This is a genomic window from Pseudomonas sp. MF6396 (assembly GCF_002018915.1).
Lineage (GTDB): Bacteria > Pseudomonadota > Gammaproteobacteria > Pseudomonadales > Pseudomonadaceae > Aquipseudomonas > Aquipseudomonas palmensis.
Window position 1 is genome coordinate 1 of sequence record NZ_MVOK01000021.1, and the last position, 14,534, is coordinate 14,534.

General features: G+C 63.1%; 13 protein-coding genes. 9 read left to right on the forward strand and 4 right to left on the reverse strand.

The window, feature by feature from the left end; all coding sequences use genetic code 11:
* Positions 1–360 precede the first annotated feature (360 nt).
* The gene (locus MF6396_RS19690; protein WP_043863846.1) at positions 361–1,398 is read left to right on the forward strand and encodes an ABC transporter substrate-binding protein; all 1,038 of its coding nucleotides are present in this window, start codon (positions 361–363) and stop codon (positions 1,396–1,398) included.
* Positions 1,399–1,461: 63 nt separating this feature from the next.
* On the opposite strand, the gene MF6396_RS19695 is transcribed toward MF6396_RS19690, so the two are convergent.
* A complete protein-coding gene (locus tag MF6396_RS19695; protein ID WP_054916367.1) occupies positions 1,462–2,076 on the reverse strand; it encodes a helix-turn-helix domain-containing protein in 615 nt (204 codons plus the stop codon).
* 181 nt (positions 2,077–2,257) lie between these two features.
* On the opposite strand from MF6396_RS19695, the gene MF6396_RS19700 reads away from it, so the two are divergent.
* The 5 genes from MF6396_RS19700 (at position 2,258) to MF6396_RS19720 (ending at position 8,434) form a co-directional block, all read left to right on the forward strand.
* On the forward strand, positions 2,258–3,394 hold the full coding sequence (locus MF6396_RS19700) for an NAD(P)/FAD-dependent oxidoreductase (protein ID WP_078481353.1): 1,137 nt from the start codon (positions 2,258–2,260) through the stop codon (positions 3,392–3,394).
* Between the two features lie 28 nt (positions 3,395–3,422).
* Entirely contained in the window at positions 3,423–3,803 is a 381-nt protein-coding gene (locus MF6396_RS19705; protein WP_058540570.1) for a RidA family protein, read from the forward strand.
* A 96-nt stretch (positions 3,804–3,899) separates the two neighbouring features.
* The gene (locus tag MF6396_RS19710; protein ID WP_043863850.1) at positions 3,900–4,955 is read left to right on the forward strand and encodes a YkvI family membrane protein; all 1,056 of its coding nucleotides are present in this window, start codon (positions 3,900–3,902) and stop codon (positions 4,953–4,955) included.
* Between the two features lie 117 nt (positions 4,956–5,072).
* Positions 5,073–5,852, forward strand: a complete 780-nt coding sequence (locus MF6396_RS19715) for a class I SAM-dependent methyltransferase (RefSeq protein WP_043863851.1) — start codon at positions 5,073–5,075, stop codon at positions 5,850–5,852.
* Positions 5,853–6,142: 290 nt separating this feature from the next.
* Complete coding sequence (locus MF6396_RS19720; RefSeq protein ID WP_078481354.1) at positions 6,143–8,434, forward strand: autotransporter family protein; 2,292 nt, start codon at positions 6,143–6,145, stop codon at positions 8,432–8,434.
* Between the two features lie 82 nt (positions 8,435–8,516).
* Here the strand turns inward: MF6396_RS19720 and MF6396_RS19725 are convergent, their stop codons facing one another.
* From MF6396_RS19725 to MF6396_RS19735, 3 genes are all read right to left on the reverse strand, one after another.
* Entirely contained in the window at positions 8,517–8,858 is a 342-nt protein-coding gene (locus tag MF6396_RS19725; protein WP_078481356.1) for a type II toxin-antitoxin system HicB family antitoxin, read from the reverse strand.
* Positions 8,858–9,106, reverse strand: coding sequence for a type II toxin-antitoxin system HicA family toxin (locus MF6396_RS19730; RefSeq protein WP_078481358.1), 249 nt, complete (start codon positions 9,104–9,106; stop codon positions 8,858–8,860). Before MF6396_RS19730 ends, MF6396_RS19725 begins: the two co-directional genes overlap by 1 nt.
* Before the next feature lie 244 nt (positions 9,107–9,350).
* Complete coding sequence (locus MF6396_RS19735) at positions 9,351–10,361, reverse strand: zinc-dependent alcohol dehydrogenase family protein (RefSeq protein ID WP_043863855.1); 1,011 nt, start codon at positions 10,359–10,361, stop codon at positions 9,351–9,353.
* 141 nt (positions 10,362–10,502) lie between these two features.
* On the opposite strand from MF6396_RS19735, the gene MF6396_RS19740 reads away from it, so the two are divergent.
* The 3 genes from MF6396_RS19740 to MF6396_RS19750 all read left to right on the forward strand — a co-directional run bounded on the left by MF6396_RS19740 (position 10,503) and on the right by MF6396_RS19750 (position 14,528).
* Positions 10,503–11,003, forward strand: a complete 501-nt coding sequence (locus tag MF6396_RS19740; RefSeq protein WP_043863856.1) for a sigma-70 family RNA polymerase sigma factor — start codon at positions 10,503–10,505, stop codon at positions 11,001–11,003.
* Position 11,004: 1 nt separating this feature from the next.
* Entirely contained in the window at positions 11,005–11,952 is a 948-nt protein-coding gene (locus tag MF6396_RS19745) for a FecR domain-containing protein (RefSeq protein WP_078481359.1), read from the forward strand.
* A gap of 104 nt (positions 11,953–12,056) precedes the next feature.
* Positions 12,057–14,528, forward strand: a complete 2,472-nt coding sequence (locus tag MF6396_RS19750) for a TonB-dependent siderophore receptor (RefSeq protein WP_078481361.1) — start codon at positions 12,057–12,059, stop codon at positions 14,526–14,528.
* The last annotated feature ends 6 nt before the right edge of the window (positions 14,529–14,534 follow it).

The window sequence follows — 14,534 nt, forward strand, 5'->3', positions numbered from 1 at the left end:
GAAGCAGCATTTTAAGTAATGCGGCTCTGCGTTCAGGTGAATAGTACGGCACGACCAGTCTCTTTCCGCCCCCGATATGCTTTTTTAGGAAAAATCGGAGAGGCGACAACTATCCTGACACCGGGGGCAATCCAAGAATCGAAAAAGTCAGCTTTTACCCTCCTTACCCCCATGAAACCTTAGGGCACCACAAAACCACCTTAGGAGAACACTGCGCTGCGTGGCGAGCCTTGCTGTTGGCTGTGCGGTTTGCCCTGCAGCGCTGGAACGAGAACCGGATGTCTCTCGTCTGGGAGGACCGATTGATCCCGGTGTCTCGAGTGATGTGCAATCACCCTTGAACAGTAGGAGATAACAATAATGATCAAAGCTCTGAAATTCGCAGCACTCGCAACGGGGATAGTCACTGCCAGTCACGGCCTCGCGGCCGACCTCACCATCGTCTCCTTCGGTGGCGCCAACAAGGAGGCCCAGGTAAAGGCCTTCTACAAGCCCTGGCAACAAGCCCGGGGCAGCAAGATCATTTCCGGCGAGTACAACGGCGAAATGGCCAAGGTCAAGGCCATGGTCGATACCCGCAGCGTGTCCTGGGATGCCGTGGAGGTGGAGTCCGCCGAGCTCGCCCGGGGCTGTGAAGAGGGCATGTTCGAGACGCTGGACCCAGCTCAGATCGGCCTCGATACCAAGCATTTCGTTCCCGGGGCCATCCAGCCCTGCGGCATAGGGTTTCTGGTGTACTCGACGGTGCTGGCCTACAACACCAGCAAGCTGAAGCAAGCCCCCACCGGCTGGAAAGATTTCTGGGATGTGGAGAAATTCCCGGGCAAGCGCGGCCTGCGCAAGCTGGCCAAATCGACTCTGGAATTCGCCCTGATCGCCGACGGGGTAGCGCACGCTGACGTCTACACGCTGCTGGCCACCAAGGCAGGCCAGGACCGCGCCTTCGCCAAGCTGGATGAGATCAAGCCGCATATCCAGTGGTGGGAAGCCGGTGCCCAGCCACCTCAGTATCTCGCCGCGGGGGATGTGGTGATGAGCTCGGTGTACAACGGCCGCCTCTCGGCCAAGCAGAAGAAAAAGTACGACCTGGACATCGTCTGGTCCGGCGGCCTCTACGAGTTCGATTCCTGGGCTATCCCGCGGGGCGCTTCACGCCAGGAGAAAACCCGCGAGTTCATTGCCTTCACGCTCGACCCCGCGCAGCAAAAAAGCTTCGCCGAACATATCGACTACGGCGCCGCCAACCTGCAGGCCATGCAACTGCTCGACAAGGACCGCATCGCCGAACTGCCCACCGCGCCAGCGAACCTTTCCCAGCAGGTGCCGGTAGACCCGCTGTTCTGGGCCGACCATGGCGAACAACTGGAGCAACGCTTCAACGCCTGGGCGTCGCGCTAACCCCCTGAACGGCCAGCCATGGGGCACTCACCCCATGGCTTTCGGAATCTGCCGAGCACAAGGTCAGACCTCCGTCATTACCACCATCACCTCGGCGTCACTCCCCGCCTCGCCCTCAGCCAGGTAGATGTGCCCGATCGCGCTGTTGAAATACACCGTCTCCCGGCAACCAACGCTGACGGATTCACCCGTTTCGAACTGAATGCGCACACGGCCCGAAAGCACCACGGCAAACTCCTGCCCGGGGTGGCGAATGTAGTCTTCGAACTGGCTCATCTCACGCGCGCAGATGCGGGCATACATCGGCGTCATGTTGCGCCCGGGAAAATCCCCCGCCATCGGGTGGTACTCGTAGTTGCCCGTGCTGTAACCCGCCGCCGTATCGATGGCCGTGCTCACCACCGTGGGCTGTACCGCCCCCACGCTCACCTTGGCCGGGCTGAACAGCTGGGCGATGTCCACACCCAATGCCCGCGCTGCCGCCGCCAGCTTCTCGTAACTCACCGATACCTGCGCCAGCTCCATCTTCGACAGGGTCGACAGCGCCACGCCTGAACGCTCGGACAATTGCTTGAGCGTGAGCTTCTGATTCTTGCGTATGACACGAAGACGGGCACCCACCTGGGCGCGATCTATCAAGGGGTGGGCCGGGGAACGCGAGACTGGATCGGAGCTCATGCAAACTTCTCTGCCATACGGAAACGATGCCTTGGGCCAAGCCGGGCAAGGGCCAAAAATAATACCTCAAGGTAATAGGTTGACTGGAAAATTCTCATATCTTACATTTCTCGTATCTGAGAATTACAAGAACAGCGGCGAAGACATTGCTTCTCCCACTCGGAACAGGAGGCACCTCGGTATGCACGACAGCGAATGTTTCGATTTCGCCATCATTGGCGGCGGTATTGCGGGGGCCTCCCTGGCCTATCGCCTGGCTGGGCAAGCCAGGGTCGTGGTGCTCGAGCGCGAGAGCCAGCCGGGCTATCACGCCACCGGTCGTTCCGCAGCCATGTTCATGGAAAGTTATGGAACACCGCAGATCCAGGCCTTGACCCGCGCCAGCCGCACTTTCTATGAGCAACCGCCCGCTGATTTCACCGAGCATGCGCTGCTGGAGCCTCGCGGTTGCCTGTATGTCGCAGGCCAGGGGCAACAGCCTCTGCTGGAACAGACCTTCGCTGCCGGTGCAGCACAGGCTGGCAATGTGTCGTTGATCGATACCGAGCATGCGCTCGCGTTGGTGCCGTGCCTGAACCCGGAAGCAATGGTTGGCGCGATGCTCGAAACCGACGCCCGCGATCTGGACGTGCATGCGCTGCACCAGGGCTTCTTGCGCGCCGCGCGCCGTGCCGGTGGTGTGCTGCAATGCGATGCGCAACTGAGCGTCGCCAGTCGCGAAGGCGGCCACTGGCACCTGACCCTGGCCGACGGTCGCCAGTTGCGCGCGCGCACGCTGGTCAATGCCGCAGGCGCCTGGGCTGATGAGGTTGCGCAGCAGTGTGGCGTGAAGCCCATCGGCTTGCAGCCCTGCCGACGCACAGCCTTTACCTTCGACGGCCCCCAGGGCATGGATTTCTCGCGCTGGCCCACGGTGATCGGCATCGACGAAAGCTTCTACTTCAAGCCTGATGCCGGCCAGTTGCTGGGCTCCCCGGCCAACGCCGACCCCGTGCCGCCCCATGACGTGATGCCCGAAGAGCTGGACATCGCCACCGGCATCTACCACATCGAGGCCGCCACCTCCCTGACCATCCGCCGCCCGCGTCACAGTTGGGCCGGCCTGCGCTCGTTCGTCGCCGATGGCGACCTGGTGGTCGGCTGGGACAATCACCGCGAAGGCTTCTTCTGGCTCGCGGCACAGGGCGGCTATGGCATCCAGTCTGCGGCCGGCGTGTCGCAACTGGCCTGCGCCCAGTTGCTCGATCAGCCGCTGCCCCAAACACTGCTTCATCAAGGTGTCGAGCCACAGCGCCTGGCACCTGCCCGCTTGCGTTAATCATTCATCACCCACGAGGTTCAATGCCATGTCCGAACAACTGCAGCGTTACCCCAGCCATCTGCCCTACCCGTTCTCCAAGGCCATCCGTGTCGGCGATTTCCTGTTTCTCTCGGGGCAGGTACCAATGGACCCACAGGGCAACGTGGTGCTCGGGGATATCCGCGAGCAAACCGAGGCGGTCATGAGCCGTATCGGCGAAACCCTGACCGAGTGCGGTGTGGGGTTCGATCAGGTGGTCAAGGCCACGGTCTGGCTGACCGACATGCAACATTTCGCCGGTTTCAACGAGGTGTACAAGCGCTACTTCGACAATGGTTTTCCGGTGCGCTCCACGGTCGGCGGCAGCCAGCTGGCACTGGGGGTCGACGTAGAGATCGAAGTCCAGGCCTGGGTCGGCGCCCGCTAGCACACCCTTGCCGCCTGCCACTGCGATGCCCCGGCAAGGCCACGGAAAGTGGCCCGGCCCATAAGCCCTAACAACAATAATTCGAGGGAAATCGTCATGAAAGAGAGCCTGAAAATAGCCGGCGCGTTCGTCGGTGTGATTGTCGGCGCCGGGTTCGCTTCCGGTCGGGAACTGCTGCTGATGTTCGTCGATTTCGGCGTATGGGGATTGCTCGGGGCAGTGGTCAGCGCCTCACTGTTCATCTTTCTGGGCATGGCATTGGCAGGCATGGGCAGCCGCCTGCGGGCTAGCTCCCATAAAGACGTGGTGAACGCCCTGTGCGGACGCTACCTGGGTGCCTTCGTCGACCTGATGATCACCTTTTTCATGTTTGCGGTGACCGTGGTCATGCTGGCCGGTGGCGGTGCCCTGCTGGAGCAGCAGTTCGGCATCCCGGCCCTGTTCGGCAGCCTGGCGGTGACCGTGATCGTGGTCGCCATCGTGTGCCTGGATGTGCAGAAGGTGATTGGCATGATCGGCGCCGCCACCCCGCTGTTGATTCTCACGGCAGTAGCGGTGGCCCTGTATGGTGTGGCCACCCGAGGCCTGAGTTTCGGCGAGCTCGATCAACTGGCCAGCCAGCAGGACGCCGGCGCCAGCCATTGGCTGCTGGGGGCGCTGTTGTACGTGTCCTACAACATCGTGGCCGGGGTGCCCTTTCTGTCGATCATGGGCGGCACCGCAAAGACCGAGAAGCACGCCATCTGGGGTGGCATCTTCGGCGGCGCGTTGCTGGGGGTGCTGATGCTGGTGATGAGCCTGGGGCTGTTGTCGCGCCTGGACAGCGTGGCCGACCTGCCCATGCCCATGCTGTCCATCGCCACCGAGATTTCACCGGTGCTTGGCCTGGTGATGGCCGTGGTCATTTTCCTGATGATCCTCAACACCGCCGTCGGCACCCTGTACTCCTTTTCGGCGCGATTGCTGCCAGCGGGCACCCGCACGTTCCGCATCGGCTCGGCGGCCGCCGGCGCCCTGGCGTTCGTTGGCAGCCTGGTCGGGTTCGTCAGCCTGGTGGGTCAGGTCTACCCGCTGTTCGGCTACCTGGGCTTCCTTCTGATTGGCGCGGTCGTGCTTGGCTGGCTACGCGTCGGCCGCCTGGCCCAGGCTTGAGCAATGCACAGTGACGCGCTGATCGGCGCGTCACAAATTGCATCGAACCGGCCCTCTCGAAATCGATTGCCAGGCCGATATGCTTGGCAACCGAACTAGCAGCAGAGCAGGTCACCGATGAAAGTCTGCACAACCTACCGTGAAACCTTCTATCACGTACTCAACGCGGTGTTTACCGCCTATGGCAAGCAGCCGGTGGTAGCGGAACTGGGAGTGCTGCGCGGCGAAAACGCGATGAAGCTCTACCAGGCCCTGACCCCGGAAAAGATGGTGCTGATCGACAGCTGGAGCCCTGCCTCCAATGACGACTACAGCCCATTCGACCAGTTGCCGCCATGGGTCGAGCCGCCAGAGAAATACGCCTACTACTACGGCGGCCCGATGCATGAGCAGGCCACCTTCGACAACCTCTACCAGCAATGCCTGGACCGCTTCGCCGACAAGGACAACGTCACCGTCATCCGCGCCGACACCATCAGCGCCATCGATGCGATCCAGCCGCGTACCGGCATCGAGACCTTCGACGTGGTGTACATCGATGCCAGCCACCAGTACGAATTCATCCTGCGCGACCTGATGTACTACCAGGAACTGGTCGGCCCGGATGGCTTCATCCTGCTCAACGACTGCTGCCACAGCCCCAATGGCACCAAGCAGAACCTGGGCGTGCTGGAAGCCTTGAGCAGCTTCATGAAGCGCTCCGACTTCATCCCGCTGGCCATGACCAACACCGACTGGTCGGACGTGATCCTGGTGCGCAAGAACTCGATCATGGTGCAACTGGTGGACATCGCCCTGACCAACTCCGATATTCCGTTCGTGGAGATCCCGCACCAGCTGATCTCTGCCGCCAAAGTCGTTTACGGCCAGCAGCGCATCAACATCAGCTTCGCCTGATTGCGGTTGCAAGACGTCCTGGCCTTCGCCAGGACGACACCGGTCGACCCCACACGATCGATTAAATTCCCGCCAATCTGCCTGTTTTCCCTACAGATGCAGGCTGATTCACATTTTTTCCGTGAAAAGCAGCCTACCCGGCTTTTGCTGCTGAATTGTCCTACAACCATCCTGTACAGTACCCAGCGCTTGATTCAGCACTCACTGACAAGCCGGCAGGGATGGCCGATACAGACGCAGCATGCGCTGGTTGTCCCGCGTCGGTTTCCGACCCTGGAAGGGACACCCTCTTGAATACTGCATCGCTGCGCCGCTCACTGCTGGCGCTTTCCATTGCCGCTGCTACAGCCACGGCCAATGCCTCTCCCGCTATCGACTTGAATCACGACCTCAGCTCCGGCGCCTACAGCAATACCGGCGATACCTTCAGCAGCGCCACCTTCAGCGGCACATCGCAGAACGCCGGCGTCGAGCTGATCGATGTCACTGTGCTGGGCAACCTGACCAACAGCGGCGCGATCAACCTCAGCGCGGCGAGTGCCACCGACATCCCCTCGGCCATTTCCCTCACGCTCGATTCCAGCATCGGCGGCAACCTGGTCAACCAGGGCAGCATCAACGTGACCGGCGAAGGCGCCATGGGCCTGGACCTGTACCTGGCCAATATTGCCGGTGATGTGATCAACAGCGGCAGCATTGCCGTGACGGGCCAGAACGCCAACGGCATGATGATCACCTCCACCCAGTCGAGCATCATCAACAGCGGCACCATCACCGCGCGTGGCGCCGACTCGGCCGGTATCGAAGTCGAGAATGCCGTCTTCAGCGGGTCCATCACCCCGCCCTACAAAAGCAACATCAACAACAGCGGCACCATTTCGGCAGATGGCATCGGCATCCATCTGGTCAACCTGAGCGGCAGCAACCTCTTTTCGATCACCCAGACCGCCGGCCTGCTCGAAGGCGGCACTGCGGCGATTCTGGCCGAAGACAGCAACGCGCAGTCGTACTTCTACTGGTCCGGCGGCCAGGTAAAAGGTGATCTGCTGGGGCTGAGTGGCGTGCTGGTCAAAGGCGACGTGGCTTTCGACGGTTCGACCATCCGTGCCGGCTACGTGGACATCGACGGTGGCACCCTGACCCTGCTGGCGCCGCACACCACGCTGGACGGCGATCTCGACCTCGACAGCGACACCGCACGCCTGCGTCTGCTGCTGGACAACACGACCCTGCCCGATTCACCGATCCTCAAGGTGACCGGCAACACCTACTTCTCCGCAGGTAGCCAGATCGAGCTGCAAGCCCGCTCCGACGACTTCCGCACCCCGGCCCAGGGCACCCGCTACACCCTGCTGAGCTCCGGCACCTGGGAAGAGGCGCAGAACCTGTCGGTGGTCTCGTCCTCGGCGCTGCTCGAAGTGAAAAACTTCGGCATCGAGGGCCAGGATGTGAAGGCGCTGGTCGCAACCCGCAGCGATGAAGCGATCGAGCAGAACCTGCTCGGCGCCCGTGCTTCGCGCAATGCAGTCAATGCCATACAACCGTTCAAGAACACCGTGATGGGCCAGCTCAGCGAAAGCGATCCGGTATTCCAGGCCTTCGCCAACGCCAGCAGCGATGCGCAACTGGCCAGTCTCGCCGAAACCCTGACCCCGGATGTCAGCCGCGGCGTGATCAATGCCGCCACCAGCAGCCAGACCCTGGTAGGCAACGCCGTCACCCGCCGCTCCAGCAATGCCCGCAACGGCCTGTCGTCCGGTGAAGGCCTGTCGGGCACTGGCGTATGGGTACAGGCACTGTCCAGCGATGCCGATCAGGATCGTCGCCACGGTATCGACGGTTACGATGCCAACACCAACGGCATCGCCGTGGGCGCCGACGGCAAGCTCGACCCAGATACCACCGTGGGCCTGGCGTACAGCTACCTGACAAGCGACGTCAAATCCGACCGGGGCAACAAGACCGATGTCAGCGGCCATGCCCTGACCCTGTACGGCAACTGGACCATCGACAACTACTTCGTCGACGCTTCGGTGATGTACGGCTGGAACGACAACGAGTCCAAACGCTACATCGCCGGCAGCCGCGCCAAGGCCGACTACGACAGCGAGATCTTCGGCGTCAACGCGCTGGCCGGCTACACCTTCCAGCTCGACCGCCAGGTAGTGCTCGAGCCGCAGATCGGCGCGCGCTACGCCAACGTCTCGATCGACTCGTACCGTGAAAAAGGCAGCTCGGCGGCGCTCAACGTCGGCAGCCAGCGTTACGAAATCGGCGAGATGGGCCTGGGCGCACGCCTGGCAGCCGCCTTCGACCTGGGCGTGGGCAGCCTGGAGCCCGAAGCCAAGCTGATGGCCTGGCATGACTTCATCGGCGACAAGGCCGGCACCACCTCCACCTTCGTGCTGGGTGGCACGCCATTCACCACCCGCGGCGCCACCCCGGCCCGCGACAGCTACGAGCTGGGCCTGGGCGCAACCTACCGCGTCGGTGCCTGGAGCGTGGGGGGGTCGTACAACTACCTGACCAGCAGCGGCTTCGATGCCGACACCTTCACCGCCAACCTGCGCTACGACTTCTGACCTCAACCGCCAGACACGACAAAGCCCGCCAGAAGCGGGCTTTGTCGTGGCGCGTATTCAGGCGCGCTGCAAGCGTATCGTACTACTCATGGTGACTCAGGTAGGCGGTCAATGCCCGGCGCGTCAGGTCGTTGAGCGAAATACTCTGCCGGTTGGCAACCACGCTGGCGGCCAAATGCAGGTCATGGCCAACCCTCACATTGAATGAGCCTTTACATGGGGTTTCGGGAGCCTGATGCAAGGTTGCACATGTGTGTAGATAGTCAGCCACGGCCTCGCGAAATGCCGCGTCCAACTGTGCCACAGTCTCTCCTTCATAGCTCACCAGAGCCCGGATGAACTGCACCTTGCCGTATAGACAGTTGTCTTCTGGGCTGGCTTCAATGGAGCCGTGATACCCCCTGTAATGCAACAGTGTGCCCATCAAATCAACCCTCCGGCTTTCAAGTGTTCAATAACCTGGCATCTGATGTAAGCCTTCAGCTCGTTGCCGGGATGTGGCTTATGCAAGTTGATCATCGCCAGCGGATTCCCGTTATCGAACTTCACTCGGCTTCCGTTACCGTTGATCTGTCGATATCCAAAGCCGCTCAAAAGCGCGGTCAGCTCACCCCAGGTGAATACGGAATGCTTGTTGCTCAATTTGGCCAGAAGCTTTTCGTGGCGGGACATTGAACCTCCGACTGCGACTGATTTTAGTCGCAAGATTCCGCCAAGACAATTCATGCCTTTTCGTTCACCTGCAGACTCAGGCGCGCCAGGAAACCCCAGATGAACCGCTGTGAACAGCAGCCCCACAGTGATCAAGACACCTCTCATCCCAATTGAGGAAACTGCCTACCCGCCTTACCTGATTTCCTCGAATCAGACACGACAAAGCCCGCCAGAAGCGGGCTTTGTCGTGTCGGGGCGTGCCTCAGATATCCAGCACGATCTTGCCGAAATGCTGGTTGGTTTCCTGATAGCGGAACGCATCGGCGATCTGCTCCAGGCCAAAGTGCTTGTCGATCACCGGGCGAAGGCCGTTGGCGTCGATGGCGCGCACCATGGCCTGCTGCTGGGCACGGCTACCTACCAGTACCCCCTGCAGGCGCAACTGGCGCACCAGCGCCTGCACCAGCGGCAACTGCCCCGCCACGCCGGTGAGGATACCGATCAACGAGATGTGCCCGCCAATGCGCGCGGCAATCATCGATTGCTCCAGCGTGGCCGGGCCGCCCACCTCGATCACATGGTCCACACCACGATTGTGGGTCAGGCTGCGCACCTGCTCGCCCCAGGCCGGGGTGGTGCGGTAGTTGATCAGGTGGTCGGCGCCCAGGGCCTTGAGGCGTTCGAGCTTGGCGTCGCTGGACGAGGTGGCGATCACCGTGGCACCCGCCAGCTTGGCGAACTGCAAGGCGAAGATCGACACCCCGCCGGTGCCCTGCACCAGCACCGTGTCACCTGGCTTGAGTGCGTCGTCGGCCATCAGTGCACGCCAGGCGGTCAAGCCCGCAGTGGTCAGCGTGGCCGCTTCGGCGTGGCTCCAACCTTTGGGCGCATGGGTAAACGACGTGGCACGGGCCGTCACCTGCTCGCGGGCATAGCCGTCGATGCCATCGCCCGGCACCGTGGCAAAGCCTTCGATCAGCGGCGCGCCATCCAGCCAGTCGGGGAAGAAGGTGCTGACCACCGCATCACCGACAGCGAACTCGCTGACCCCGGCGCCCACGGCCACCACTTCACCGGCACCATCGGCCATCGGAATGCGCGGTTCGGCAGGCCCCCACATGCCGCTGACCACGGCAAAGTCGTGGTAGTTGAGCGAGTTGGCACGCAGGCGCACGGTGATCTCGCCCGCCTGCGGCGCCGGCGCTTCGCACGTGCCCACCTGCACCTTGTCATATCCGCCGCCGGGTTGAACGTAAATGGCCTTGTGGCTCATGGGAAGCGCCTCGCTCGTGTCTGTAAAGGGTCAACCAGTCTTCGCCCGTGCCTGACGCAGGTCAAGCACCAGCACTTGCACAATCCGCCGGCAAACCACAATAATGCGACTAATTATCAATTACTCAGTGTCCTCCGCGCCATGCCCGCACCCGATCACGCTGCCCTGCACGCGCTCTACAGCGAACACAACGGTTGGTTGAAAAGCTGGCTGCGCGCGCGCCTGGGCAACGCCAGCGATGCCGCAGACCTTGCCCAGGACACCTTCATCCGGGTGCTGACCGCACGCAATGCCCAGACCATTCGTGAACCGCGCAGCTATCTGGGCGCCATCGCCCATGCGCTGATGGTCGACAAGTTTCGCCGCAAGGCCCTGGAACAGGCCTACCTCGCCGAACTGGCCACCCGCCCGGAGCGCGTCGTCGAGTCGCCCGAAACGCGCCTGCTGATTCTCGAAACCCTGGTGGCCGTCGATACCCTGCTCGACGGCATGGGCGAACGCACCCGGCAGATCTTCCTGGCGGTGCAGCTCGAGGGCCTGAGCTACGTGGCCACCGCCGAGCGCATGGGCGTGTCGGTGACCACGGTGAAAAAACACATGATCCGCGCCATGACCCACTGCCTGCTGCTGACGGACGACTGACATGGCCCAGCCCCTGGACTATTCAACCCTGGAGGCGGCGGCCAGCTGGTACGTCAAGCTCAATGCCGCGCCGCCCAGCGAGGCCCAGGTGCAGGCCTGGCGGGAATGGCTGGGCAAGAGCCAGGCCCATGCCCAGGCCTGGGCGCGGGTGGAAAAACTGCAGCGCCAGCTTGGCCGCCTGCCCGCCGACGTGGCCCTGCCGACCCTGGCCGGCGTACGCGCGCGACGCCGCGCCGTGCTCAAGACCCTGGCCTTGCTGATGGGCGTGGGCATCACCGGCTGGGCCGTGCGCGAAAGCGACACGGGCCGCGAGCTGATGGCCGGGCTGCGTACCGGCAAGGGCCAGCGCCGCCACGTGACACTGGCCGATGGCAGTCAACTGGAACTCAACACCGACACCGCGCTGGATATCGAATTCGACGGCCAGCAGCGCCTGCTGCGCCTGTACAGCGGCGAAATCATGGTGCAAACCGCCGCCGACGCCGCAGGCCGGCCCTTCCTGGTGCAAACACCGGAAGGCCGCATCCGCGCCCTGGGCACCCGTTTCAGCGTGCACAGCGAGGGCGGCCTGAGCCGGGTCAGCGTACTGGAGCACGCCGTGGAGGTCCGCCCCGCCGATCAGCCCGGGCAAGTGCTGCGCCTGGACAGCGGGCAAAGCGTGAGCTTCGACGCGCATCAACTCGGAGCGGTCGGTAGCGCGGCCCCCGGCACAGGTGCCTGGACCGACGGCATGCTGACCGTGATCGAGTGGCGCCTGGCCGACTTCATCAGGGAGCTGCGCCGCTACCGTCCCGGCCTGCTGCGCTGCGATGAGCGCATTGCCGACCTGCGCCTGTCCGGCGCCTTTCGCATCGACGATACCGACACCGTCCTGCAGAACCTGGGCACCTCGCTGCCGGTCAAGGTGCGCTACCTCACGCGGTACTGGGTGAGCGTCGAGCCGGTCTGAAAAAACATCGAAAAACGGGTTGCCGATTTTCATTCTCATTCGGCTACGCAGTTAAAGCGGAAAAAAAGCCGCGACCCTGCCCAGCCAATCGAAGGAAAACCTGCATGTCCGCCCCTTGCCCGCGAGCGCCTCGCCCTCTGCTACGCGCCGTCCACCTGGCCCTGCTCAGCCTGCCGCTGGCACCGTTGCCGTTGCTGGCGGTGCTGCCGTCAAACGCCCTGGCACAAAGCGCAAGCACCCACTTCCAGATCGCCGCAGGCCCGCTGGGCACCGCGCTGAGCCTGTTCGCCACCCGCGCCAGCATCACCCTGTCGTTCGATGCGCGGCAAACCCAGGGCCTGCAATCGGCGGGCCTGCAGGGCAGCTACAGCATCGATGAAGGCCTGGCGCGACTGCTGGCGGGCAGCGGCCTGCAGGCCCAGCGCCAGTCCAATGGCGGCTACGTGCTGGTGCCAGCCGGCAACGGCGGCGCCGTCGAGCTGGGGGCCACCAGCATCGAAAGCAATACCCTTGGCGAGACCACCGAAAACACCGGCGCCTACACCACCGCCGCTACCCGCACCGCCACCAAGCTGCCGCTGTCGATCCGCGAAACCCCGCAATCGGTCACCGTGGTCACCCGCCAGCAGATGGATGACCAGGGCGCGCAGAGCATCACCGACGTGCTGCGCAACACCCCCGGCGTCTCCGCCCAGGCCTACGACAGCGACCGTACCGAATTCTCCAGCCGTGGCCTGGCCATCACCAACTTCCAGTACGACGGCGTCAACACCATCTACGACGGCGTGTACGATGAAGGCACCGCGCATGTCGACATGGCGATCTACGACCACGTCGAAGTGCTCAAGGGGGCCACCGGCCTGATGACCGGCTCCGGCGACCCTTCGGCCACCGTCAACCTGATCCGCAAGAAACCCACCGCGCAGTTCCAGGCCTCGCTGTCGGGCAGCGCCGGCAACTGGGACGACTACCGTGGCGAAGGCGATGTTTCCGGCCCGTTGAACGACAGCGGCAGCGTGCGCGGGCGCTTCGTCGGCGCGCAGCAGGACAGGAAGGGCTACCAGGACCACTACCAGCAGAAGAAAGAGGTGTACTACGGCATCCTCGAAGTCGACGTCACCCCCGACACCCTGCTGACCGTGGGTATCGACCAGCAGACCACCACCCCGCGCGGCACCTCCTGGACCGGCAACCCGGTGTACTTCGCCGATGGCGGACGCACCGACTTTTCGCGCCGGTTCAACCCGGGGGCCGACTGGAGCCGTCGCGACTTCCAGAACCGCACCTACTTCGCCTCGCTGGAGCAGGCGCTGGCCAACGACTGGAGCCTGAAGCTCAGCGTCAACCAGCTGCAGAGCGACCACGACACGCGCCTGGCCTCGGCCAGCGGCGGCAATCCCGACCGTGCCACGGGCGAAGGCATGTTCATGTTCTGGGGCCGCTGGGAAGGTCACCGGGTGCAGAACACCGCCGACATCAACCTGTCCGGCCCCTTCACCCTGCTGGGCCGCCAGCACGACCTGGTAATGGGTTTCAACGCGGCCAACTCGCGCCAGACCGGCGCCACCTGGGACACCAGCCTGGGCGGCACACCGGGCAACATCTACGAATGGAACGGCAAGATCGGCGTGCCGGACTTCCCGAAAAACGGCAAGTACGAGCAGACCAAGCGCCAGAACGGCGCGTACATCGCCACCCGCCTGCGCCCCACCGACGACCTGTCGCTGATCCTCGGCACCCGCGTCAGCACCTTCAAGTACAACGACAACTACGATTACGACGGCCTCAACCCGGTGTACTTCAGCGACAACCAGGCCGGCTACAAGCAGCATGGCGTGGTGACCCCGTATGCCGGCGTGGTGTATGACCTGGACGACACCTACTCGGTGTATGCCAGCTACACCTCGATCTACCAGCCACAGACCTACAAGGACGCAAACCGCACCCCGCTGGATCCGGTGGAGGGCGACAGCTACGAGACAGGGCTGAAGGCGGCCTACTTCGAGGGGCGGCTCAATGCCAGCCTGGCGCTGTTCCGTATCGAGCAGGACAACGTGGCGGTGAAGACCGGCACCACCAACACCAACGAGGGGATCTACAAGGCTACCCGCGGCGCAACCACCGAGGGCGTGGAGCTGGAGATTGCCGGCGAACTGCAGGAGGGCTGGAACCTGTCGGCCGGCTATACCTATGCGCGTTCTCGCGACAAGGACCACCAGCGCATCTTCGGCTCGCCGATGAGCACCACCAAGCCTGAGCAACTGCTGCGGCTGTTCACCACCTACCGCCTGCCGGGGGCGCTGGACAAGGTCACGGTGGGTGGCGGGGTGAACTGGCAGAGCGCGTTCTACGGCCAGATCTACAGCCCTACGGTGAAGGATTACACCTTCATCAAGCAGGGTGGCTACACCCTGGTCGACCTGATGGGCCGCTACCAGTACAACGACCACCTGAGCTTCACGCTCAACGCCAACAACGTGTTCGACAAACGCTACCTGGCCGGGCTGGGCAACTTCGACACCACCTACTATGGCGAAGCGCGCAACCTGATGCTGACTACGCGCTGGGCGTTCTGATCGAAG

What these genes read in the sequence shown, in the direction of transcription:
- MF6396_RS19710 (WP_043863850.1), top strand. Translation starts at nt 3,900, where the DNA reads ATGAAAGAGAGCCTGAAAATAGCCGGCGCGTTCGTCGGTGTGATTGTC.
- MF6396_RS19745 (WP_078481359.1), top strand. Translation starts at nt 11,005, where the DNA reads ATGGCCCAGCCCCTGGACTATTCAACCCTGGAGGCGGCGGCCAGCTGG.
- MF6396_RS19700 (WP_078481353.1), top strand. Translation starts at nt 2,258, where the DNA reads ATGCACGACAGCGAATGTTTCGATTTCGCCATCATTGGCGGCGGTATT.
- MF6396_RS19705 (WP_058540570.1), top strand. Translation starts at nt 3,423, where the DNA reads ATGTCCGAACAACTGCAGCGTTACCCCAGCCATCTGCCCTACCCGTTC.
- MF6396_RS19730 (WP_078481358.1), bottom strand. Translation starts at nt 9,106, where the DNA reads ATGTCCCGCCACGAAAAGCTTCTGGCCAAATTGAGCAACAAGCATTCC.
- MF6396_RS19690 (WP_043863846.1), top strand. Translation starts at nt 361, where the DNA reads ATGATCAAAGCTCTGAAATTCGCAGCACTCGCAACGGGGATAGTCACT.
- MF6396_RS19740 (WP_043863856.1), top strand. Translation starts at nt 10,503, where the DNA reads ATGCCCGCACCCGATCACGCTGCCCTGCACGCGCTCTACAGCGAACAC.
- MF6396_RS19735 (WP_043863855.1), bottom strand. Translation starts at nt 10,361, where the DNA reads ATGAGCCACAAGGCCATTTACGTTCAACCCGGCGGCGGATATGACAAG.
- MF6396_RS19725 (WP_078481356.1), bottom strand. Translation starts at nt 8,858, where the DNA reads ATGGGCACACTGTTGCATTACAGGGGGTATCACGGCTCCATTGAAGCC.
- MF6396_RS19715 (WP_043863851.1), top strand. Translation starts at nt 5,073, where the DNA reads ATGAAAGTCTGCACAACCTACCGTGAAACCTTCTATCACGTACTCAAC.
- MF6396_RS19695 (WP_054916367.1), bottom strand. Translation starts at nt 2,076, where the DNA reads ATGAGCTCCGATCCAGTCTCGCGTTCCCCGGCCCACCCCTTGATAGAT.
- MF6396_RS19750 (WP_078481361.1), top strand. Translation starts at nt 12,057, where the DNA reads ATGTCCGCCCCTTGCCCGCGAGCGCCTCGCCCTCTGCTACGCGCCGTC.